This window comes from Paenibacillus borealis, from assembly GCF_000758665.1.
Taxonomy (GTDB): Bacteria; Bacillota; Bacilli; order Paenibacillales; family Paenibacillaceae; genus Paenibacillus_AQ; species Paenibacillus_AQ borealis.
Map to the genome: position 1 here is coordinate 7,629,095 of NZ_CP009285.1, position 20,046 is coordinate 7,649,140.

At 52.3% G+C, this 20,046-nt stretch carries 20 protein-coding genes and 1 riboswitch; all 20 genes read right to left on the reverse strand.

Annotated elements, in window-relative coordinates:
• Positions 1-70: 70 nt before the first annotated feature.
• The 20 genes from atpA to ychF all read right to left on the reverse strand — a co-directional run bounded on the left by atpA (position 71) and on the right by ychF (position 19,668).
• Entirely contained in the window at positions 71-1,582 is a 1,512-nt protein-coding gene (atpA, locus tag PBOR_RS32440) for a F0F1 ATP synthase subunit alpha (protein WP_042140249.1), read from the reverse strand.
• A gap of 11 nt (positions 1,583-1,593) precedes the next feature.
• Positions 1,594-2,145, reverse strand: a complete 552-nt coding sequence (locus tag PBOR_RS32445; RefSeq protein WP_042140251.1) for a F0F1 ATP synthase subunit delta — start codon at positions 2,143-2,145, stop codon at positions 1,594-1,596.
• Positions 2,142-2,630: a F0F1 ATP synthase subunit B gene (atpF, locus tag PBOR_RS32450; protein ID WP_039309309.1), complete on the reverse strand. Its 489-nt coding sequence runs from the start codon at positions 2,628-2,630 to the stop codon at positions 2,142-2,144. Before atpF ends, PBOR_RS32445 begins: the two co-directional genes overlap by 4 nt.
• Before the next feature lie 97 nt (positions 2,631-2,727).
• Positions 2,728-2,940, reverse strand: coding sequence for a F0F1 ATP synthase subunit C (gene atpE / locus PBOR_RS32455; RefSeq protein WP_036699216.1), 213 nt, complete (start codon positions 2,938-2,940; stop codon positions 2,728-2,730).
• Positions 2,941-3,047: 107 nt separating this feature from the next.
• Complete coding sequence (gene atpB / locus PBOR_RS32460; RefSeq protein ID WP_042218114.1) at positions 3,048-3,815, reverse strand: F0F1 ATP synthase subunit A; 768 nt, start codon at positions 3,813-3,815, stop codon at positions 3,048-3,050.
• A gap of 29 nt (positions 3,816-3,844) precedes the next feature.
• Positions 3,845-4,222, reverse strand: a complete 378-nt coding sequence (locus PBOR_RS32465; RefSeq protein WP_042140253.1) for an ATP synthase subunit I — start codon at positions 4,220-4,222, stop codon at positions 3,845-3,847.
• Positions 4,215-4,448, reverse strand: coding sequence for an ATPase F0F1 (locus tag PBOR_RS32470; protein ID WP_042218116.1), 234 nt, complete (start codon positions 4,446-4,448; stop codon positions 4,215-4,217). Before PBOR_RS32470 ends, PBOR_RS32465 begins: the two co-directional genes overlap by 8 nt.
• A gap of 179 nt (positions 4,449-4,627) precedes the next feature.
• The gene (gene wecB, locus PBOR_RS32475; protein WP_039309304.1) at positions 4,628-5,788 is read right to left on the reverse strand and encodes a non-hydrolyzing UDP-N-acetylglucosamine 2-epimerase; all 1,161 of its coding nucleotides are present in this window, start codon (positions 5,786-5,788) and stop codon (positions 4,628-4,630) included.
• Between the two features lie 67 nt (positions 5,789-5,855).
• A complete protein-coding gene (gene upp, locus PBOR_RS32480) occupies positions 5,856-6,485 on the reverse strand; it encodes a uracil phosphoribosyltransferase (protein WP_042218118.1) in 630 nt (209 codons plus the stop codon).
• Between the two features lie 445 nt (positions 6,486-6,930).
• Positions 6,931-8,178 carry a serine hydroxymethyltransferase gene (glyA, locus tag PBOR_RS32485; protein WP_042218120.1) on the reverse strand — a complete coding sequence of 416 codons (1,248 nt, stop codon included), beginning with the start codon at positions 8,176-8,178 and terminating at the stop codon, positions 6,931-6,933.
• Between the two features lie 69 nt (positions 8,179-8,247).
• Positions 8,248-8,901 carry a TIGR01440 family protein gene (locus PBOR_RS32490; protein WP_081972274.1) on the reverse strand — a complete coding sequence of 218 codons (654 nt, stop codon included), beginning with the start codon at positions 8,899-8,901 and terminating at the stop codon, positions 8,248-8,250.
• Between the two features lie 195 nt (positions 8,902-9,096).
• Positions 9,097-9,180, reverse strand: a riboswitch (ZMP/ZTP riboswitch).
• Between the two features lie 50 nt (positions 9,181-9,230).
• On the reverse strand, positions 9,231-9,818 hold the full coding sequence (locus PBOR_RS32495; protein ID WP_042218122.1) for a low molecular weight protein arginine phosphatase: 588 nt from the start codon (positions 9,816-9,818) through the stop codon (positions 9,231-9,233).
• 99 nt (positions 9,819-9,917) lie between these two features.
• The gene (locus tag PBOR_RS32500) at positions 9,918-10,490 is read right to left on the reverse strand and encodes a manganese efflux pump MntP (RefSeq protein WP_042218123.1); all 573 of its coding nucleotides are present in this window, start codon (positions 10,488-10,490) and stop codon (positions 9,918-9,920) included.
• Positions 10,491-10,590: 100 nt separating this feature from the next.
• Positions 10,591-11,754, reverse strand: a complete 1,164-nt coding sequence (locus tag PBOR_RS32505) for an L-threonylcarbamoyladenylate synthase (protein WP_042218125.1) — start codon at positions 11,752-11,754, stop codon at positions 10,591-10,593.
• Between the two features lie 177 nt (positions 11,755-11,931).
• Positions 11,932-12,711: a stage II sporulation protein R gene (spoIIR, locus tag PBOR_RS32510; RefSeq protein WP_042218126.1), complete on the reverse strand. Its 780-nt coding sequence runs from the start codon at positions 12,709-12,711 to the stop codon at positions 11,932-11,934.
• Positions 12,712-12,787: 76 nt separating this feature from the next.
• Entirely contained in the window at positions 12,788-13,987 is a 1,200-nt protein-coding gene (locus PBOR_RS32515; protein WP_042218128.1) for an FtsW/RodA/SpoVE family cell cycle protein, read from the reverse strand.
• Positions 13,988-14,529: 542 nt separating this feature from the next.
• Positions 14,530-15,714, reverse strand: coding sequence for an FtsW/RodA/SpoVE family cell cycle protein (locus PBOR_RS32520; protein WP_042218130.1), 1,185 nt, complete (start codon positions 15,712-15,714; stop codon positions 14,530-14,532).
• A gap of 157 nt (positions 15,715-15,871) precedes the next feature.
• Positions 15,872-16,930, reverse strand: coding sequence for a N5-glutamine methyltransferase family protein (locus tag PBOR_RS32525; protein ID WP_042218132.1), 1,059 nt, complete (start codon positions 16,928-16,930; stop codon positions 15,872-15,874).
• A 4-nt stretch (positions 16,931-16,934) separates the two neighbouring features.
• On the reverse strand, positions 16,935-18,002 hold the full coding sequence (gene prfA, locus PBOR_RS32530; protein WP_039309100.1) for a peptide chain release factor 1: 1,068 nt from the start codon (positions 18,000-18,002) through the stop codon (positions 16,935-16,937).
• 565 nt (positions 18,003-18,567) lie between these two features.
• Complete coding sequence (gene ychF / locus PBOR_RS32535) at positions 18,568-19,668, reverse strand: redox-regulated ATPase YchF (RefSeq protein ID WP_042218133.1); 1,101 nt, start codon at positions 19,666-19,668, stop codon at positions 18,568-18,570.
• Positions 19,669-20,046 lie beyond the last annotated feature (378 nt).

Consider the following 20,046-nt stretch of genomic DNA (forward strand, 5'->3'; position numbering starts at 1 on the left):
ATTTCACCACCTTAGAGCTTTGGCGTAGCCAAAGCTAACTTCGTAAGCATAACTGAGCAAACTCTATATATTAGCTTGTAGCAAAGCCTCTTTTGAACTTCTCGATCGTTTCTTTGAGCGCTGCTTCATTGTCTGCTGTCAAATCCTTAGTATCCGTAATGGATTGCAGGATTTCAGTTGCACTGCTGTCGATATACGCCAGGAATTCCTTCTCAAAACGCTTCACGTCTTTGACAGGAATATCATCCAGGTGTCCTTTGACAGCGGTGTACAGACTGAGCACTTGGTGCTCAACATTAAGCGGCTGGTTTACGCCTTGTTTCAGAATCTCCATCATACGTGCACCGCGGTTCAAACGGGCTTGCGTAGATTTATCCAGATCGGAACCGAACTGTGAGAAGGCCTGAAGCTCACGGTATTGAGCCAAATCCAGACGCAGGGAACCGGCAACCTTCTTCATGGCTTTGATCTGCGCGGAACCCCCTACACGGGATACGGAGATACCGACGTTGATCGCCGGACGCTGACCGGAGTTGAACAGATCGGATTCAAGGAAGATTTGACCATCGGTAATCGAGATTACGTTCGTAGGAATGTAAGCCGATACGTCAGAAGCCTGTGTTTCGATGAAAGGAAGGGCGGTTAATGAACCTCCACCAAGCGCATCGCTGAGCTTAGCCGCACGTTCCAGCAGACGGGAGTGCAAGTAGAATACGTCACCCGGGAATGCTTCACGGCCCGGTGGACGGCGGAGCAGCAAGGACAATTCGCGGTAAGCCGAAGCCTGCTTCGAAAGGTCATCATAAATAACAAGAACATGCTCGCCTTTATACATAAAGTATTCGCCCATTGCGCAGCCTGCGTATGGAGCAATATAGAGCAGCGGAGAAGGCTCGGAAGCCGACGCGGTTACAACGATAGTATATTCCAGCGCGCCATGACGGCGGAGGGTTTCTACTACCTGTGCTACTGTAGATTGTTTTTGACCAATCGCAACATAGATACATTTCATGCCGTTGCCTTTTTGGTTGATGATCGCATCAATGGCGATCGCGGTCTTACCGGTTTGACGGTCACCAATAATCAGTTCGCGTTGTCCGCGGCCGATTGGTACCATGGCATCGATCGCTTTCAGACCTGTCTGCATCGGTTCATGAACCGATTTACGGTCGATAACGCCCGGTGCATTATGTTCTACAGGACGGAATTCAGTCGTTGCAATTGGACCTTTGCCGTCAAGCGGCTGACCCAGTGCATTAACTACACGGCCCAGCATGGCTTCCCCAACCGGAACCTGCATAATTTGTCCTGTACGTTTGACTTGATCGCCTTCACGAATGGCTGTGTATTCACCCAGGATAACAACACCGACGTTGCTTTCTTCCAGGTTAAGCGCCATGCCTACTACACCGTTGGAGAACTCCAGCAGTTCCCCTGCCATTGCGTTTTCCAGACCGTAGACACGGGCGATACCGTCTCCGACTTGAATGACGGTGCCAATTTCGGCCACTTCGATATCGGCTTTATATTGCTCAATTTGATTTTTGATCAAAGTGCTGATCTCTTCAGGTCTGATGCCCAATATCCTCACCCCTATCTTCTTTGCTTATCATTAAAAGATTTCTCAAGACGCTCCAGCTTGCCGGACAGACTGCCGTCATACAGCGTATCGCCGATGATGACCTTCAGTCCGCCTAGCAGGCTCTTATCCACCACATTGGTAACACGAATCTTGCGGTTTGTAAGCTGGCTGAACTCTGCCGCTACACTATCCTGTTCCTCTTGATTCAGAGAATAGGCGGAGTAGACAGTAGCATCGCCGATGCCAAGGGCGTCCCCTTCTATCTTGACGTACGTGGCCAGCAGTTCTGCGAAAATATCGGTTCTGCCCCGCTCTACCAGCAGTTCTACCATGTTCATTACCGCTTCCGAGACTTTACCTTTAAGCGCCCCGCGCAGCACATTCAGCTTGTCGGATTGCGAGATGCGCGGTGCCAGAATAAACTGTTTCACCTCTGCATCATAATGAAGCACTTCGACTACTAACCTAAGCTGGGCTTCCACTTCAAGTGTAATGCCTTCATCCACTGCTGCACTGTACAAGGCTTTGGCATAGCGTTTGGCAACTACCGTATCGCGGCTCATGGTCGGCCTCCTACCTCTTTGAGGTATTGATCAACGAGTTGTTCCTGTTCGCCGTCAGCCTTAACTTCTTTTTCAAGCAGCTTGGATGCAATGCGGACCGATGCTGTACCCAGCTCGCTGCGCAAAGCTTCCACAGCCTTGTTCTTCTCGCTCTCAATATCACGGACCGCTTCGTCCTTAAGGCGGGTAGCTTCAGCTTTAGCCTGATCCAGAAGCTTGTCAACCTGATTGTTGCTTGTAACCTGGGACTGCTGAATGATAGCCTGCGCCTCTTGGCGTGCCTGCTGCAGAGCCTGCTTCTGTTCTTCTACGTAAGCGACCGCCTGTTCTCTGGTCTTGGCTGCTTCATCCATTTGCTGCAGCACCATTTCGCGGCGCTTCTCCATAATTCCGAACAGCTTGCTGAAAGCAAATTTGCTGAGCAGGAAATACAGGATCCCAAAGGCGATAATGGAAAACAATATATTTGTCCAAACGATAGTCACTGAGGTCACTCCTTTCCGTTACCGCGGCATGCGGACATATACAAAAGTAAGGCGCGGATGGCACTTGCCCTCCCCGCCAAACCGTAAAAACGGTTTATTAAGTAAACATGATCAGGAATGCGATAACTGTAGCGGCCAAAGGAATAACTTCCACGATACCTACACCGATAAACATTGTTGTCTGCAGTGCGTTACGTGCTTCCGGTTGACGAGCGATGGACTCAACTGTTTTGCTGACGATCATACCGTTACCAAGACCTGCACCGAGTGCGCCTAAACCAACCGCGATTGCTGCTGCCAAAAATTCCATTTGTAAATATCCTCCTTTAATTTCGGTTCTTTGTGTAATGACTTAATGATATAAAAATCTCCCGCGAAGAGTATTCCGGCGGCTGCCGCTATCCTCACGGCAGTTCATTAATGTGCTTCTTCCTCGTGGATCGTCATCTGCGCGATGTACACCATCGTCAGAATCGTAAAGATAAACGCCTGAAGCGCGCCTACAAAGATACTGAAGCCCTGCCAGACAGCCAGGAACGGGATACTGAATATCCCCAGCTTCAGAATTACGGTGATCAGAACCTCGCCGGCAAAAATATTAGCAAATAGACGAATGGCAAGCGCCACCGGCTTCGCCAGGTTCTCAATGATGTTAAGCGGCAAGAAGATTGGGAACGGCTCAATATAGTGTTTGAAATAATGTTTGCCATTCAGCTTGATTCCCAAATAGTTCATTAGTACAAATACGACAATCGCCAACCCGGCGGTTACATTGATATCTGCAGTCGGCGATTTATACCACAGAATCTCTACATGCTCGCCATGTGTCAGGTTCTTGGTTGCTTCGATAACATGTCCAAAAATGTGAACCGGCTCATGGGCTTCTGTAATGAAGGAAAACGGCAGACCAAGGAGATTGGAGACGAAGATAAACAGTATCAGCGTCAATCCCAGTGATATGTAAGGCTTCCCTTTCTTCAAATCCATGGCGCTGCTGATCAGTCCCTGTACAAATTCAACGACCCACTCCATGAAATTCTGAAGTCGTGACGGATTATCAACAGACAGGTTGCGGACGGACAGCATGACCAGAGCGAACACGATCACCGAACTGATCACCAGCATCAGTATCGCTGACAAGTCAATCGGTATTCCGCCAACATAGATTAAAGGCATTTCGTGCATAGTATCATCCCCCTTTCTCTTTAATATAGCTACAGCTTATTCTTGATTCCTAAATATATCCCCACGGGAATAGATAGAAGCTGGGGGATGAACAGGCCGGCAATCGTTGCCTCCAGCGAGAAATGCTCGATTTTGACCGAAAACATGGTGACCAGAATAGCGAAACTGATTCTTGTAGCGAAACCAAGGCTGAAAGAACTTTTCTGTTTATCCGCAACCGCCTGTGTCACCCTTCTTACTTTGAGGGCAAGATAACGAAAGTTAACGAGTCCTGCCAGCAAGCCCAGCGACATGCCCAGAGTAACTGCACGGGTCTCATGATGAAGAGCCCATCCCATTAACAAGCCTGCCATAATGATTACTGTCACCCTGGTAACGGTATTGATTACGGGAGTCATATTATCCATTTTGCTCCCCCAGAAATTTTTTGATTAGCAAAGCAACATTCACAACCCCGAGAATCATCCCGGCAATTGTTCCGATGGCCAGCCAAGCCTTAGGTCCGTCCATCAGGTTCTGCAGCCACCTTGCCACAAAAAAACCTATAACAATGTAAGCGGCAAGCAAGCTGCCTGCACCCCCGAGAACCAAAGCAATACGTCCCAGTCCGGCCTCGTTCTTTTGTTCCTTCATAGGCTACAATCCCAACTAATTTTACTGAATATCCAGACTCTTTGTCAATTCACCGAAAATTGCTCAAAAGCGCTTGAAAACATGAAAATAATCACAGCAAAACATACCAAAACCATATAAACCGTACAGTTTCACTGTATGCTGCTTTTATTTACTTTAGTATATTAGTTGTTGAGCCATCATTTATTATTTGTGAACATTCTGTGAAACTCTTCCGGACGTTCTTTAACAGCTCCGAAATGGTGCAAAATCGCATTGACAATTCTCTCGGAGGCTTTGCCGTCTCCATACGGGTTGGCGGCCCGGCTCATGGACTGATACAGATTCTGATCGGTCAGCAGAGCATGTGTCCGTTGATACACCTTCTCCTCGTCCGTCCCCACAAGCTCCAAAGTTCCGGCCTCGATCCCTTCCGGGCGCTCGGTTGTATCACGCAGCACAAGCACAGGAACTCCAAAGGAGGGAGCTTCCTCCTGCAGGCCGCCGGAATCGGTCAATATCAGGTGGGTATGCGGATAAAAATTATGCAGGTCAACGACATCCAGCGGATCAATCAGCTTAATTCTAGGGTGTCCGCCGAGGATCTCATGCGCCGGTTCCTTCACTGCCGGACTCGGGTGCACAGGATACACAATGGCTACATCTTCAAATTCATCAGCGATTCTTTTGACAGCACGGAAAATATGACGGTGCGGTTCGCCTTGGGATTCTCTGCGGTGCGCCGTCATCAAAATAAGTCTTTTTCCTGAAGCAAAATCCAATACAGGATGCCGGTAGTCCGGCTGTACGGTATATTGAAACACATCAGTTACAGTGTTGCCTGTGATATAAATACTTGATTCTTTTTTGTTCTCGTGTCTCAGGTTGCCTGCTGACCAATCGGTCGGCGCAAAATGCAGATCGGCAAGCACGCCAGTCAGCTGGCGGTTCATTTCCTCCGGATAAGGGGAAAGCTTGTTCCATGTCCGAAGACCTGCTTCCACATGCCCAACCTGAATTTGCTGCAGGAAAGACGCATAGCTGGCCAGGAAAGTGGTCAGTGTGTCCCCGTGTACCAGCACCAGGTCAGGTTTGACCTCGCGAAGCACCGGCTCTAGTCCTTCAAGCACCCGGATGGTGATTTCATTAAGTGTCTGGCGGTCCTTCATTACGTCCAGATCATAATCCGGTGTAATTTTGAATACCTCCAGCACCTGGTCAAGCAGTTCACGGTGCTGCGCAGTTACACAGACAATGGATTCAATCTGCTCAGGGTGCCTGTTCAGTTCCAGAACCAGAGGCGCCATCTTGATCGCCTCGGGGCGCACTCCGAAAATCGTCATTACTTTAATTTTGGACATAACCCCTACCCTCTCTTCTGAAGACTACAGAAATTGTGTTTGTTCTATTAATACCTCAAGGGTATTATTACTTGGTTCCATACAGTCTGTCGCCGGCATCTCCGAGGCCTGGGACAATATAACCATGATCATTCAAATGATCATCAAGTGCAGCTACATAGATATCTACATCCGGATGAGCAGCTTGTACCGCAGCAACTCCTTCGGGAGCAGCAATCAGGTTCATCATCTTAATCTGGGTGCATCCGCGGTTCTTAAGCGAGGTAATGGCCGCAATTGCAGAGCCGCCTGTAGCCAGCATCGGATCGATTACGATCAGTTCGCGTTCCTGCACATCTGTAGGAAGCTTAATGTAATATTCAACCGGCTGCAGCGTTTCCGGATCACGGAATAGCCCGACATGTCCTACCTTCGCTGCCGGAAGCAGCTTCAGGACGCCTTCAAGCATGCCAAGGCCGGCACGCAGAATCGGAATCAGTCCCAGCATTCTTCCCGAGATCACTTTGCTCTGCGTTTCAGCCACCGGCGTCTGCACCGTAATGGTCTCGAGCGGAATATCACGCGTAATCTCATAGGCCATAAGTGTTGCTACTTCATCGACATGCTCTCTGAATTCTTTCGTGTTGGTCCGCACATCGCGAATAAATGTTAGTTTGTGCTGAATCAATGGATGATCGCAAATCACCAATTTTCCCATTTTGTCCCTCCGGTAATTGTAAGTCTTATTTATAGCCAGAGTAAGCGCTTTGCTTCCCGCATGGCTAAATCTTGTCTATTATATCATCACCAAGGCCGCTTTTCACCTACAGAAGGGCAAAGCCACCTGCAAATGTAGCTTTCCCAAAGTTCAACGCTACCCGGAAAGTTTAGGGAATTCCCCCAGGGCTCTGGATATAAAACAAAACTTAGTTTGTGCGATTAAGCGCTTTTAATACTATTCACATTTCTTTCACTACTTTTATTGAAAATTCCATGAACTTTCATGATTATTACATAATAATTCATGTCATTTTCTTACTGTGATTTGTGAACATTATGCAACAGAAAGCGGCCGTAAAGCACAGGAAGACATAAAATATCAAAAAAGCCTTTGTGGAATCCGGTTATACCGGACCCGCAAAGGCTGAACAAACAGCTTAATATTAATACTGCAATTCGGGATAGATCGGATACTTTTCAGTAAGCTCGGCCACCTCACGTGCAGCCTGAGTCAAATTAGCATCATCCTTCGGATTCTTCAGCACATTCGCAATAATCCGGCCGATCGTTACCATGGCAGTCTCGTCCATACCACGCGATGTAACAGCAGGTGTACCAATGCGGATTCCGCTTGTTACAAACGGACTGGTTGGATCGAACGGAATCGCGTTCTTGTTGACTGTAATCCCGATGGAATCAAGCACCTTCTCGGCATCCTTGCCGGTAATGCTCAGATTGCGGGTATCGAGCAGCATCAGATGGTTATCCGTACCGCCTGAAACAATATTAACGCCTTCGCTGATCAGCGTCTCTGCGAGAACTTTGGCATTCTTCACTACATTCTCGGCATAAGTCTTGAACGATGGCTGCAGCGCTTCACCGAATGAAACGGCTTTGGAAGCAATCACATGCATCAAAGGACCGCCCTGGGAACCAGGGAATACCGCTTTATCAATGGCAGCAGCCCATGGCTGTCTACACAGAATCATACCTCCACGGGGTCCACGCAAGGTTTTATGCGTAGTTGTAGTGACGAAGTGGGCATGAGGAACAGGGCTAGGGTGAACACCGGCAGCAACCAATCCGGCAATGTGGGCCATATCGACCATAAATAGAGCTCCCACATCATTCGCAATGGAAGCGAGTGCGGCAAAATCGATAGTCCGCGGATACGCGCTGGCTCCGGCTACAATCATTTTGGGACGGTGCTTGAACGCTGCTTTACGTACTTCATCATAATCAATCAGGAATGTGTCTTCCTGTACGCCATACGCCACAAAGTTGTACAGGATACCGGAAGCATTGACCGGGCTGCCGTGGGTCAAATGGCCGCCATGTGCCAGATTCATACCAAGTACAGTGTCACCCGGATTAAGCGCTGCAAGGTAAACAGCCATGTTAGCCTGTGCGCCGGAATGCGGCTGCACATTGACATGTTCAGCGCCAAACAGCTGCTTGGCACGGTCACGGGCCAGGTTCTCCACGATATCCACATCTTCACAGCCGCCATAATAACGTTTGCCGGGATAACCTTCGGCGTATTTGTTCGTAAGCACGGAGCCCATGGCTTCCATTACGGCTTCACTTACAATATTCTCTGAAGCTATGAGTTCAATGTTTGCACGCTGACGGCTCAGTTCCAAGCCCATCGCTTCCAGTACTGCCGGGTCACTCTTACGTAATTGTTCCATGTTTCTTATTTCCTCCCTGTTACTCTAATTTATGTGGTGTTAAGACGAAACCAGTGGTATAAGCTACTCTCAGTCACAGTTTGCAGAGCCGCTTGTCTCCGGCGCACGGTACACTGCCCGTTCACCGCCGATTAGCGGAGGTCTGCTCCACGCTGCGTTCACCCGGGCTGCCCCGATATAGCGCAGGCTTGGCCGGAAAGGCACGGCTACACGGCGGAGATGCATGCCGATTAGCGTTTCCCCGATATCAATACCGGCGTGGGCCTGGATGGATTCGGCCAGCACCGGATCTGCCATAGAGCGGTAAGCAGCCGCAGCCATCGAACCTCCGGCTCCCGGAACCGGCACCGCCGAAACCTCTCTAAGCCCAAGCGATTCCAGCAAAGAACGTTCCATAACCAGTGAACGGTTCAGATGCTCACAGCATTGGTACACGGTATGAAAGCCGAATTCAGCAGCAGCCTGAGTGATCCCCTGCAGCAGCTGCTGGGCAACCTCCAGCGCGCCACCGGTACCAATCCGCACACCGGCCACTTCACTGGTGCTGGCCCCGACGACGAGAATTTTACCCGGACCGAGCTTACCCGCTTCCGCCAGTTCGCGCGTTACCGCAGCAGTGGCAGCGGCCAAAGATAATTCACCGCCGCCTGACTGCTGCGCCTGCGCAGATCGTGTACCGGATGCTTGGCTTTCACCAGTGTCCTGTTTCAGGACCTCATCCATTTGATTGCCTCCTTCGAGTGCTGATTATGCTTCCAGATATCAAAAGAATGCGACATTCAAGCAGAAACGGCGGCGCCGTGCTTCAAAGGACGGCATCGTTTCAGCGAGAAATAGAAGAATAAGTTACCGTGTAAAACATGTAAATTCTTATATTTTAAAGAAAAAAGAGCAGTCCGCAGCCAATCTGCGGATGTGCTCTTTTGCCCAGGCGACCGGCCGTTTATTCCAGGTGCTCCATCGTGGTTTGATCCACACTTGTCGCCAGTTACACCGGAACCGGATTATATTTATTTCATCTTAAGGGATAAGCGGCGAAAAATCAACCACCTTCACAGCCGGCGTAAGGATTCCAGCTTATCCAGCAAGCTGTACAGTGCAGTCCGGATTTCAGCAGCCGTAAGCTCATAATCTTCACGGGAACCGCCGAACGGATCACTGATATCGAAGCTTGGAATACGTTGCCGGATCTCAATAATCCGCTGCAAATCAGCGGCGCTCGGCTCCCCGCCCAGTGAAATGCTCAGTTCTGCATCTGCATACAGGCTATCCAACTCACGGATATCGGCGTTCACAGACTCTTGCGTATGCACATATTCCTTAAGCGTATAAGTCTTGTTAACTGCGTCAGGGAAATATTGCAGCAAATGCCGCTTATGCCCCCCTGTCAGGGTAAGCACCAGATCAGCCCAGTGGACAGCCTCTCCAGTCAGCTGCGAGGATACTATTCGATCGTCAATGCCTTCATCCTGCAGGATTCCGGCAGCATGTCTGGATATGGAAGTACCTGAAATGGCAGAAACTCCGGCAGACCGTACCTCCACATCGATCCCCCGCTCCCTCGCAAGCTTCCGCAGAAGACCTTCAGCCATAGGGCTGCGGCAGGTATTTCCTGTGCAGACGAATAAAATATGCAGCATACTTTCCACCTCCGGTAGAAATATAATTTCGGATTAATCAACCATTTACAATGAACTGAAGAATCAAATCTTCTGTTTATTTGTATTGCCGTTATTGTATCAGAAGATGAACAGCAAGCCAAACGCCAAAAGTATGGCTCCGCCCAGCGCCTCACCGTAATCCCCGAGCCCGCGGCTCACTCTCCGGCCCAGCAGCAGTCCGGTAATGGACATCATGCCGCCGCAGACACCAAAGGCCAGCACTGTAATAATAATACTATTCACAAACATCCCCAGTGAAACCCCGACCGAAAAGGAATCCACACTCACACTGAGTGAGATCAGCAGCATCCCCCAGACGGTCCGGTGATCCACCGGCCGGCTCCCGCCGTCATCCTTGCGGAATGAATTCAGGATCATATGCCCGCCCAGCAGAACCAGCAAGCCTCCGGCCGCATAGGTCGTTACCTGACCCAGCAGATGGCCGACATAACTGCCTGTGAACAAGCCGAGCAGCGGCATCAGCACATGAAAAAAAGCTATGAGCAGACTGAGCTGCAGCACATGCAGCAGACGGATGCCCCTCATCCCGATCCCCACACCGAGCGAGAATGCATCCATCCCCAGCGCAACCGCCATAATGGCAATTGTTACGAGCTGGCCCCAGCCCTCATATATTCCGCCTATGCCCATGAATATACCCCCAAAGTCCGTAAGTTCTTGTACAACAACGATATGCGGACAAGATGGTATTCATGACTGTGAGGTGAATGGCAGGGCCGGGAAGAGGCTGTTAACCGGCGTCGATTACCGATTCACCGGCGGCTTTCATGAGCCGGTTCATAATGGCTGCGCCGAGGCCGGTGACCGGGCAGGCCTCGGCCAGAATGTAGGTCGCTCCCGCTTCATCGAAGCGCCGCAAGGCGGCATACAGGGAGCGGGCCGCTTCCTCCGGCGAGGCTAACGAGCCGAGAGAAACGATGCAGGCGGCCGGGACGGCGGGATACAGGGCCCTATGCTCCTCGAAGAGGAGCAGGCCCGTGATCTCGCCCTCCCGCTGCGCCGCCTGCAGCAGGCTTGCGGCGGTCTCCGCCACGCGCTGCGCGGAGGAGCCGCGTACGATGCCAAGCGCGCCGCGCGGGGCATAGTGCGTGTACTTCATGCCCGGCGCGCGCGGCGCCGGGCCCGGGGCCGGGGCTGAGGCCACAGCCCCGGCACCCGCCACCGCCGCGAGCTGCTCGGCGGTGATGCCCCCGGGACGGAGCACCGCTACCGTCCCGTCCGGCTGCACCTGCACCACGGTCGACTCCAGGCCGACCCCGGCTGCGCCGCCGTCCAGAACCCCGCCGATATAGCCGGCGAGGTCTTCCATCACATGGGCGGCCAGCGTAGGACTCGGCCGCCCGGAGCGGTTGGCGCTGGGCGCGGCAACCGGGCATTCCGCGGCGCGCAGCAGCGCCAGCGCTACCGGATGACCCGGCATGCGCACGCCGACCGTATCCAGCCCCGCCGTAACCAGCGGCGAGAGCACGCCGGGACGGACCGGCAGCACCAGCGTCAGCGGGCCGGGCCAGAAGGCATCGATCAGCGCGGAGGCTACCGGATGCACTTCTAGGACCAGCTCCTCCAGATCTTCCCACCGGGCAATATGCACGATCAGCGGGTTGTCGGAGGGGCGGCCTTTGGCCGCGAATACCGCTTCTACAGCGGAGGTATTCCGGGCATCCGCCCCCAATCCGTAGACCGTTTCGGTCGGAAAAGCAACCGTGCCCCCGCTCCGCAGCATAGCTGCCGCTGCGGCGATGGCCTCCCTGTCACTGCCGCCAGACAGCCCAGAAGGCATGTCCTGCCCCGCAGCAGCTCCGGTGTCCCCGGTAGTTAAACTCCAGTAAAGTGTTGCATCTATATTGCCGCTCCGGCGCTGGACCGCGAACGAAGAATTTTCAAATTCGGTCATCTCTCATCACAAGCTTTCCTCTTTAATCACTGCAGAATTCAAGGGACAGGAAAAGCCAAAAACGGCTCCACCAGGTGGAGCCGCAGCCACTTCCGCTCAAGTTCTGCATTTATCGTACCATATCCGGCAGGAAAACTGTAGATTTCAAAATTAGCCTGCCGCAGGTCCCGCGCCATTCTAAGAGAATAGCCCGCAGATCCAGCTCCACAAATTCTGCAGCAGCTCCCATACGAAGAACTTCACCTTCGGCGCTTCTGCATCAGCGTCCGCACCGCCGTCCCCGCCGGACGAAGCCGTGACCCCGGAAGCAGCCTTAGCGGCCCCCGCCTCCGCCGTTTTCACCTTGGCTCCGTCTCCGGAAGCCTTAGCGGAGACCGCCGAAGCCTTCTTGTCTGCTGCGGGTTCCGCAGCTGCCGCATCACCCGATCCGGCATCAATGAAGCAGAGCGGCGGAAACAGCACACACCACCAATTCTGGCCTTTGCCTGCACCAAGCGTGACCCGCAGCGCTTCATATTCCCCGGCAGGATAGACCCGGCCACCATACATTTTTGTCGGAAAAGGTACGGTGCCCAGTTCGACCTTATAACTATATTCGATTCCCCGCCGCGCAAGCTCTCCGCCCACCAGGTCATTCAGTTCCGGGAGATGGCTCTGAATCAGCGCCCGCGCCTGCTCCAGACTCTGGGGATCCTCCAGCCCGGCTACCCACTGGTTAATCTGCTCCACCACACTGTCACGGATCTGGCGCTTGACCAGCTGATCTCCCGCACCATCCGAATTCGCCAGAATGCGCAGACGGATCGACTCCTGCGGTATGGACACCTCCGCTACGGCAGCATCGCTTTTTTGCCCTTCCCAGGCCATCATCAGAATCATAAAAAAACAAATTAAAATGGCAGTATACTTAAATGTAATCCGCAGGGAATCACTTTTATTCAGCTGATCGTTATTCATCTTGCGCAGCCCCTCTCCCTCTGAAACTCTTATGTCCCCAGTATGTCCGGGAATGAGAGACTGCAAACCTATTAATCTATGATTTTAAGAATAAAGTAGGCTCATCCTTCAGCCTGGGCAGCGGAAGCGGCAGATCATCCTCCACATCCTGTCCGTAGAGCCGCACGCTCATGGCAATCCCCATACAGGCCATGTTGATCAGAATCGAGGTTCCTCCATAGCTGATAAAAGGAAGCGTAATCCCCGTCAGCGGCATCAGCCCGATCATTGCCCCGATATTCTCCAGAATCTGATACAGCAGCATAGCTACGATCCCGACAATCAGGAGAGGCCCGCCGCGGTCCCTGCATTCCAGGGCAATCATAATGAGTCTATGGATCAGGATAAAAAAGAGCATCAGCAGCACCGCTGCACCCAGGAAGCCGAATTCTTCGCCGATCTGCACAAAAATCGATTCAGAATACAGATAGGGTACCCGGTCGCTTTGCACGGTGCCGCCCTGCAGATAACCTTCACCGCTGAGGCCGCCCGAAGCAATCGCTGTCTTGGCATTCTTGGTCTGATAACTCGCATCGCTGCTTGCCAGATCCGGCACCAGCCAGGGATCAAAGCGCCTGATGAAATGGTCCCGGCCCAGCGTCTGCTCTATGAAGCTTACCGTCTGCTCATGATAGTGGGTATAGCACAGAATGAAGCCCAGCACCGATCCCGCCAGAATAACCATCCCGATCAGAGCATGTAAGAATTTAATATTCCCGATCCACAAAAGCCCCAGCAGAATCACGATATAGCTGAGCGCATTGCCCAGATCATTCTGGATGATGACCAGCGCGAACGGCATCAGGGCGATTAAGCTAAGCGGCACCACATCACGCCAGAAGCGCAGCGGATTTCTTTGTTTGCGGACAAGTACAGTGGTCAGAAAAAGAATCAGGATCAGCTTAAACAGCTCCGCCGGCTGAATGCTTAATTCACCGATGCCGATCCAGCCCTGGGCGCCATTTTTCACCTTGCCGATAAAGCTGACCAGCAGCAGAATACCGATCCCGAGGATGTAAATATAGAGTCCATACCGGACCAGAAGGCGGTAATCAAACAGGGTAAGCAGAAAAAAAGCAACAAAACCCAGCACATAGTACTGAATCATCCGTATGTGTGTGCCATCCAGATCAACTCTCCCATGAGTGACGCTGTATATCGAGAAAATACTGACACACATCAGCAAGAGCAAAATCAATACGATGGAGCCGTCAATCCGCCTGATTCTCTGTAACATCGGAATACTCCTTACCCTACCCGGATTATGGACCGGCCTGCAGCAGCATAAACTGAGATCCGAATCCACTAATTTCCATTGTAAGACAACTAGAGACGTAAATACAATTTATGCGATTGTTCCAGCCTGGTATAGCGCCGGATTCAAACTAGTAAAGTAGTGAAAACTATTTTGGTAAACCGCTTGCTGAGGGCTTGCAGTGGGCCAATCTCTGTAATTACAGTACATGCTGCAGCTTAACTGCACTTTGTACAACTAAAACGCCTGATTTAAAACCGATTATCCGTATAGTTGTATTTCGTACAACTAAGCTCCCCTAAGTAGCCGGGTTCATGCTGATTCGGGCAGATTTAGTTGTACAGACTACAGTTATAAGCTGCACGAACACCTTTTCACTGTTTTTAATTGCACATTATACAACTATCACTGAATTTCCGCTTGGATTTGAGAGACGAAGAAAATGCCGGAACCCTTCCATTTCGGAGAGTCCCGGCACGCGGATTACCGCTGAATGAATCAGAGGCAGATATTATAGTATACAGTTAGCCTTGCTTGGCCGGAGAGGTATAGACCGTTGGACTCGGCAGATCTTCCTCCACCTCTTGACCATGCAGACGCACGCTCATTACCAGACCGATGCTGGCCATGTTGATTAGCAGGGAGGTCCCCCCGAAGCTGATGAACGGCAGCGTAATCCCGGTCAGCGGCATCAGGCCGATGAAGGCACCGATATTCTCAAAAATCTGATACAGCATCATCGCGACAATGCCGACAATCAGAAACGGCCCGCCCCTGTCCTTGCACTCCAGCGCAATCAGAATCATCCGGTGAATCAGGATAAAGTAGAGCAGCAGCACCAGCGCCGAGCCGACAAAGCCAAATTCCTCGGCAATCTGTACAAAAATCGAATCAGAGTACGTATACGGCACCCGATCCGTCTGCACCGAGCTGCCCTCCATATAGCCTTCGCCGCTCATACCGCCGGAGGCTATAGCCATTTTGGCGTTTTTGGTATGATAGCTTGCCTTGGCCGTCGCTTCTTCCGGCACCAGCCATGGATCAAAACGCTCTACCCAGTGAGAACGGCCGATATCTGTCAGGAAATCCTTAATTTCGTCGTGATAATGAATGTAGCTCATGATTCCGGCAGCCGCGCTTCCGCCAATAATTAACAGCCCGATCAGCGCGTGGGTAAACTTGATATTGCCGATCCAGAGAAGGCCTACCAGAATCACGACATAAGAGAGCGCGTTCCCGAGGTCATTTTGGCTAAGTACGATCAAAAACGGCAACAGGCTCATTAGAGCCAACGGCACAACATCGCGCCAGAACAGCAGCTTATTCTTATTCTTGCGGACCAGCACCGCAGCCAGAAACAGGATCAGAATCAGCTTAAACAGCTCGGCGGGCTGAAGGCTGAAGCCCCCGAATTTAATCCAGCCTTGCGCCCCGTTCTGCTCTGTACCGATAAAGCTGACCAGCACCAGAATCCCGATCCCCGTAACGTAAACATATAGCGCATATTTAACAAGCAGCCGATAATCGACGAAGGTCAGCCCCAGGAAGGCGATGAAGCCCAGGATATAGAATTTGATCATTTTGATATGCGATCCGTCCAGCTTGTCCCGCCCGTGGGTAACGCTGTATATGGAGAAAATGCTGACTACCATCAGCAGCACAAGAATGACCAGGATGACGCCGTCTATCTTCTTAATCTTCTGAAGCATATTCTGTCTCCTTACTCAGTACTGGTTCCTCTTGTGACATGGCAGCAGCCGTATACAAAGGTTCCGTCATTTCTATTGTAAAGGAAGGGGCAGCATAAATACAATTTCACCGTTTGGCGGTTTCTGCCTAATGGAAGCCGCATCCAGACTTAGGACGCTAGCGGTTGATTCCCAGCACATGCCGGGGAATTCCGGCGAGATCCTCGATCGTGATGATCTCGTTCCAGTGGCCCGCCGCCCGCAGCAGCTCAGCCACCTGCCCTGCCTGTCCCTGGCCGAGCTCGAAGCCGACCAGGCGCGGCGGAGCCGGGAGCAGCGGCAGCTGCTCCATCATGCGGCGGTAGGGATCAAGCCCGTCCCCGCCGCCGTCCAGTGCCGTGCGCGGCTCATGGTCGCGCACTTCGCGCTGCAGCCCGGCGATGTCGCCGCCGGGAATGTACGGCGGGTTGGAGACGAGAATATCAGTCTCCATCCCCGCGAACGGCTCGAGCAGATCGCCGAGCCGCAGGTCAACGGCCGTGCCGTGCCGCTGCGCATTGCGCCCGGCCACGGCCAGCGCGCCGGGCGAGATGTCGCCGGCGCAGACCCGCCACGCCGGCGCTTCCGCCGCCAGCGTGACGGAGATCGCTCCGCTTCCGGCGCCGATGTCGACGGCGGTCAGCGGACGCACGGCGCGCGTTCCCGCCGCGCCGCCCCCCGGACGGGCTGCTTCGTCCGCAGCCGTCCCGCTCTCCTGCGCGGCTTCGCCCCGCGCAGGCCGCTCCGCCTCAACGCCCGCGGATCTCCTCGCCGCGGGCCCGCCGGCTTCTTGCGCGACTCCGCCCCGCGCCGCCACAGTCCCGTCCGGCCACAGCTCCGCGCCGTAGCGCAGAATCGCCTCGACGAGCAGTTCCGTCTCCGGACGCGGAATCAGCACATCGGGCGTGACCTCGAAGGCGCGGCCGTAGAACTCCTGCTCGCCTATGATGTACTGCACCGGTTCGCCCGCCGCCCGGCGGGTGACCAGCGTTTCCCACTGCGCCTTAACCGCTGGCGGAAACGGATCAGCCAGCGCCATATAATAAGCCGCTCCGGACAAGCCCAGCACATGCTCCAGCAGCAGTTGGCTGCTGCGCTGCGGCTCATTGCATCCGTGCCCGGCCAAAAAAGAAGAAGCCTCCGCAAAGGCTTCCCGGATGCTTTGCAATTCCGACATGACGTAAGAGTCGTGTTTCAAAGCATTATTCTCCTTTTTCCATCAATTCCGCTTGTTCCGCAATAGACAGTGCCGAGATGATCTCGGTGATATCTCCGTTCATGACCTGCTCCAGACGGTGCAGGGTAAGGCCGATCCGGTGATCCGTTACACGGCTCTGCGGGAAGTTGTAAGTACGGATACGCTCACTGCGGTCCCCGGTTCCTACTTTGCTCTTCCGTTCTCCGGAGTACTTGGCTTCTTCTTCCTGACGCTTCAAATCCGAGATACGGGCACGCAGCACCTGCAGCGCCTTCTCCTTATTGGAGTTCTGGGACTTGCCGTCCTGACATGTAGCCACAATACCTGTAGGCACATGGGTTACGCGTACCGCAGACTTGGTCGTATTAACCGACTGTCCGCCCGCACCGCTGGAACAGAAGGTGTCGACACGGATGTCCTTGTCATGAATTTCAATTTCGAATTCTTCCGCTTCCGGCATAACCGCAACGGTAGAAGTTGAAGTATGAATACGTCCGCCGGATTCGGTTGTAGGAATACGCTGCACACGGTGAGCGCCGCTTTCGAACTTCATTTTGCTGTAAGCGCCACGGCCGTTGATCAGAAAGATAACTTCCTTGAATCCGCCGAGATCGTTCGTGTTGACATCCATCAGCTCTACGCGCCAGCCCTGGGTATCGGCATAACGGGTATACATCCGGTACAGGTCAGAGGCAAACAAAGCTGCTTCGTCCCCGCCGGCTGCGCCGCGGATTTCCACGATTACGTTCTTATCATCATTAGGGTCTTTGGGGAGCAGGAGCAGACGGATCTTCTCCTCCAGAACAACCTGGCGCGAGGACAGGTCGTCAATCTCCATCTTAACCATTTCCTTCATCTCATCATCAAGCTTCTCAGCCTGCATCATCTTGGCGGCTTCAAGCTCTTCCATTACATTTTTATATTCGCTATACGCCTCAAAGGCGGGCTGCAAGTCGGATTGTTCTTTGGAATAGTCCCTCAGTTTCTTACTGTCGTTTGCAACATCCGGGTCACAAAGCAGTTCACTGAGTTTCTCATAGCGGTCCGCCAGGGATTGCAATCGGTCCAACAAGGGAATTCACCTCTCCTGATTCAATTTCTTCGGTTATAGACACTTTGAATTGTCGATACAACAGAAATAGATATACGACTTTATATTATACCACCACTCACGCCAATTGGCTACAGCACAAACTGCTGGAATGGGAAAAATTTTAGTTATATACACCGCATGATTCTTTGCCGGCAGTAGTGAGACACTTAAGGAAATAGTGTAGCGGCATAGTGTTGTAAGTAATACAACTTTAATGGGGCACTACCCGGGTGTCCGGGAGTATTGTTGTATAAAATACATCAATTTTCCCGCTAAGCCGCTCGGAGGAAGCGAAATGCTGCTTTTCATACAACAATTTTGGATTACGGCCGGATTTACGTGGAAAATGTTGTATTACGTGCAGGATTCTCAGGATTCTAGAGAAGCTACCTGATTTCCGCCACCGCAAACGTATTAAGGCTTGGCTTGGTGGTGTTAATAGCCTAAGTTCAGCTTATACAGCCACAGCCTGCAAAAAGACCATCCGACAAGTAAAACCACTACTCTTGGATGGCCTTTCTAATATTCTCTGATTGGAAAACTCCTATACGTTGAAGCGGAAATGCATAACGTCGCCGTCCTGCACCAGATATTCCTTGCCTTCCAGACGCAGCTGGCCGCGTTCTTTGGCACCGTTCATCGAACCTGCTGCTACCAGATCCGTATAAGCTACAACTTCCGCCCGGATAAATCCGCGTTCGAAGTCTGTATGAATAACCCCGGCTGCTCCAGGCGCTTTGGTTCCTTTACGGATAGTCCACGCACGGACCTCCTGCACGCCCGCAGTGAAATAGGTGTAGAGGCCGAGCAGTCTGTACGCTGCTTTGATCAGGCGGTTCAGCCCGGATTCCTGCAGACCCAGCTCTTCCAGGAACATCGCCTTGTCTTCGCCTTCCAGCTCGGCAATCTCCGCTTCCACCTTGGCACTGATCGGCACTACTTCAGCATTCTCAGCCGCTGCGAATTCACGTACCTGCTTCACATAAGGGTTCTCTTCAGCAGTCGCCACTTCATCCTCGCCCACGTTCGCTGCATACAGCACCGGCTTCAGGGTCAGCAGGTGAAGATCGCGGATAATCAGACGCTCGTCATCGGATAAGTCCAGGCTGCGAGCAGGCTGATCCAGATACAGGGCTTCCTTAACGCGCTCCAGTACTTCTACTTCCTGAGCGAATTTCTTGTCGCCGCCCTTGATATTTTTGCGGGAACGCTCGATCTTCTTCTCGACGCTCTCGAGGTCAGCCAGAATCAGCTCCAGATTGATCGTCTGAATATCGCTGATCGGATTCACCTTGCCGTCAACATGGGTTACGTTCTCATCTACGAAGCAGCGGACCACATGAACAATGGCATCCACTTCCCGGATATGAGCCAGGAATTTGTTGCCCAGACCTTCGCCCTTGCTCGCACCGCGCACGAGTCCGGCAATATCTACGAATTCAAAAGCGGTCGGAACCGTCTTGTGCGGCTGCACCAGCTCTACCAGCTTATCCAGACGTTCGTCCGGCACTTCCACGACACCCACGTTCGGGTCGATGGTGCAGAACGGGTAGTTGGCGGATTCCGCCCCCGCTTGGGTTATAGCATTAAATAATGTCGATTTCCCTACATTGGGAAGTCCAACGATTCCAGCTTTCAAAGCCATTTATATGACAACTCCTATTTTCGGTTGAATTGATCAACGCATGAATTACCGAACTGATCTAAACCATTATATATTAGAACAAAATCTCCAGCAACAGCGGATGTCAAGGGGACGTGTCTAATCTGCATACAGTGAGGCCTTAGCCCGAAATGACTCCGTTACTTTCCCGGACCCCCGGCATATCCATTCAGTAAGAAGAAACGGCTTTGTCGTCCTCTGAAAGAGGCGGCATCCGTTTCTCCAATAATAGAAGGATAATTGATAGCGTGAAACATATAAATTGTTATATTTCAAAAAAGACCCCTCGCGGAGTCTCCATATACGATACGGCTGGCGGGCACTCGTTCAAAGGCTCCGCCTGTCTGACGGACTAGACTG

What these genes read in the sequence shown, in the direction of transcription:
- atpB (WP_042218114.1), bottom strand. Translation starts at nt 3,815, where the DNA reads ATGCACGAAATGCCTTTAATCTATGTTGGCGGAATACCGATTGACTTG.
- atpE (WP_036699216.1), bottom strand. Translation starts at nt 2,940, where the DNA reads ATGGAATTTTTGGCAGCAGCAATCGCGGTTGGTTTAGGCGCACTCGGT.
- PBOR_RS32445 (WP_042140251.1), bottom strand. Translation starts at nt 2,145, where the DNA reads ATGAGCCGCGATACGGTAGTTGCCAAACGCTATGCCAAAGCCTTGTAC.
- PBOR_RS32490 (WP_081972274.1), bottom strand. Translation starts at nt 8,901, where the DNA reads ATGGATGAGGTCCTGAAACAGGACACTGGTGAAAGCCAAGCATCCGGT.
- PBOR_RS32470 (WP_042218116.1), bottom strand. Translation starts at nt 4,448, where the DNA reads ATGAAGGAACAAAAGAACGAGGCCGGACTGGGACGTATTGCTTTGGTT.
- ychF (WP_042218133.1), bottom strand. Translation starts at nt 19,668, where the DNA reads ATGGCTTTGAAAGCTGGAATCGTTGGACTTCCCAATGTAGGGAAATCG.
- PBOR_RS32520 (WP_042218130.1), bottom strand. Translation starts at nt 15,714, where the DNA reads ATGCTTCAGAAGATTAAGAAGATAGACGGCGTCATCCTGGTCATTCTT.
- PBOR_RS32465 (WP_042140253.1), bottom strand. Translation starts at nt 4,222, where the DNA reads ATGGATAATATGACTCCCGTAATCAATACCGTTACCAGGGTGACAGTA.
- PBOR_RS32495 (WP_042218122.1), bottom strand. Translation starts at nt 9,818, where the DNA reads ATGCTGCATATTTTATTCGTCTGCACAGGAAATACCTGCCGCAGCCCT.
- PBOR_RS32515 (WP_042218128.1), bottom strand. Translation starts at nt 13,987, where the DNA reads ATGTTACAGAGAATCAGGCGGATTGACGGCTCCATCGTATTGATTTTG.
- upp (WP_042218118.1), bottom strand. Translation starts at nt 6,485, where the DNA reads ATGGGAAAATTGGTGATTTGCGATCATCCATTGATTCAGCACAAACTA.
- glyA (WP_042218120.1), bottom strand. Translation starts at nt 8,178, where the DNA reads ATGGAACAATTACGTAAGAGTGACCCGGCAGTACTGGAAGCGATGGGC.
- PBOR_RS32505 (WP_042218125.1), bottom strand. Translation starts at nt 11,754, where the DNA reads ATGACCGAATTTGAAAATTCTTCGTTCGCGGTCCAGCGCCGGAGCGGC.
- PBOR_RS32500 (WP_042218123.1), bottom strand. Translation starts at nt 10,490, where the DNA reads ATGGGCATAGGCGGAATATATGAGGGCTGGGGCCAGCTCGTAACAATT.
- spoIIR (WP_042218126.1), bottom strand. Translation starts at nt 12,711, where the DNA reads ATGAATAACGATCAGCTGAATAAAAGTGATTCCCTGCGGATTACATTT.
- wecB (WP_039309304.1), bottom strand. Translation starts at nt 5,788, where the DNA reads ATGTCCAAAATTAAAGTAATGACGATTTTCGGAGTGCGCCCCGAGGCG.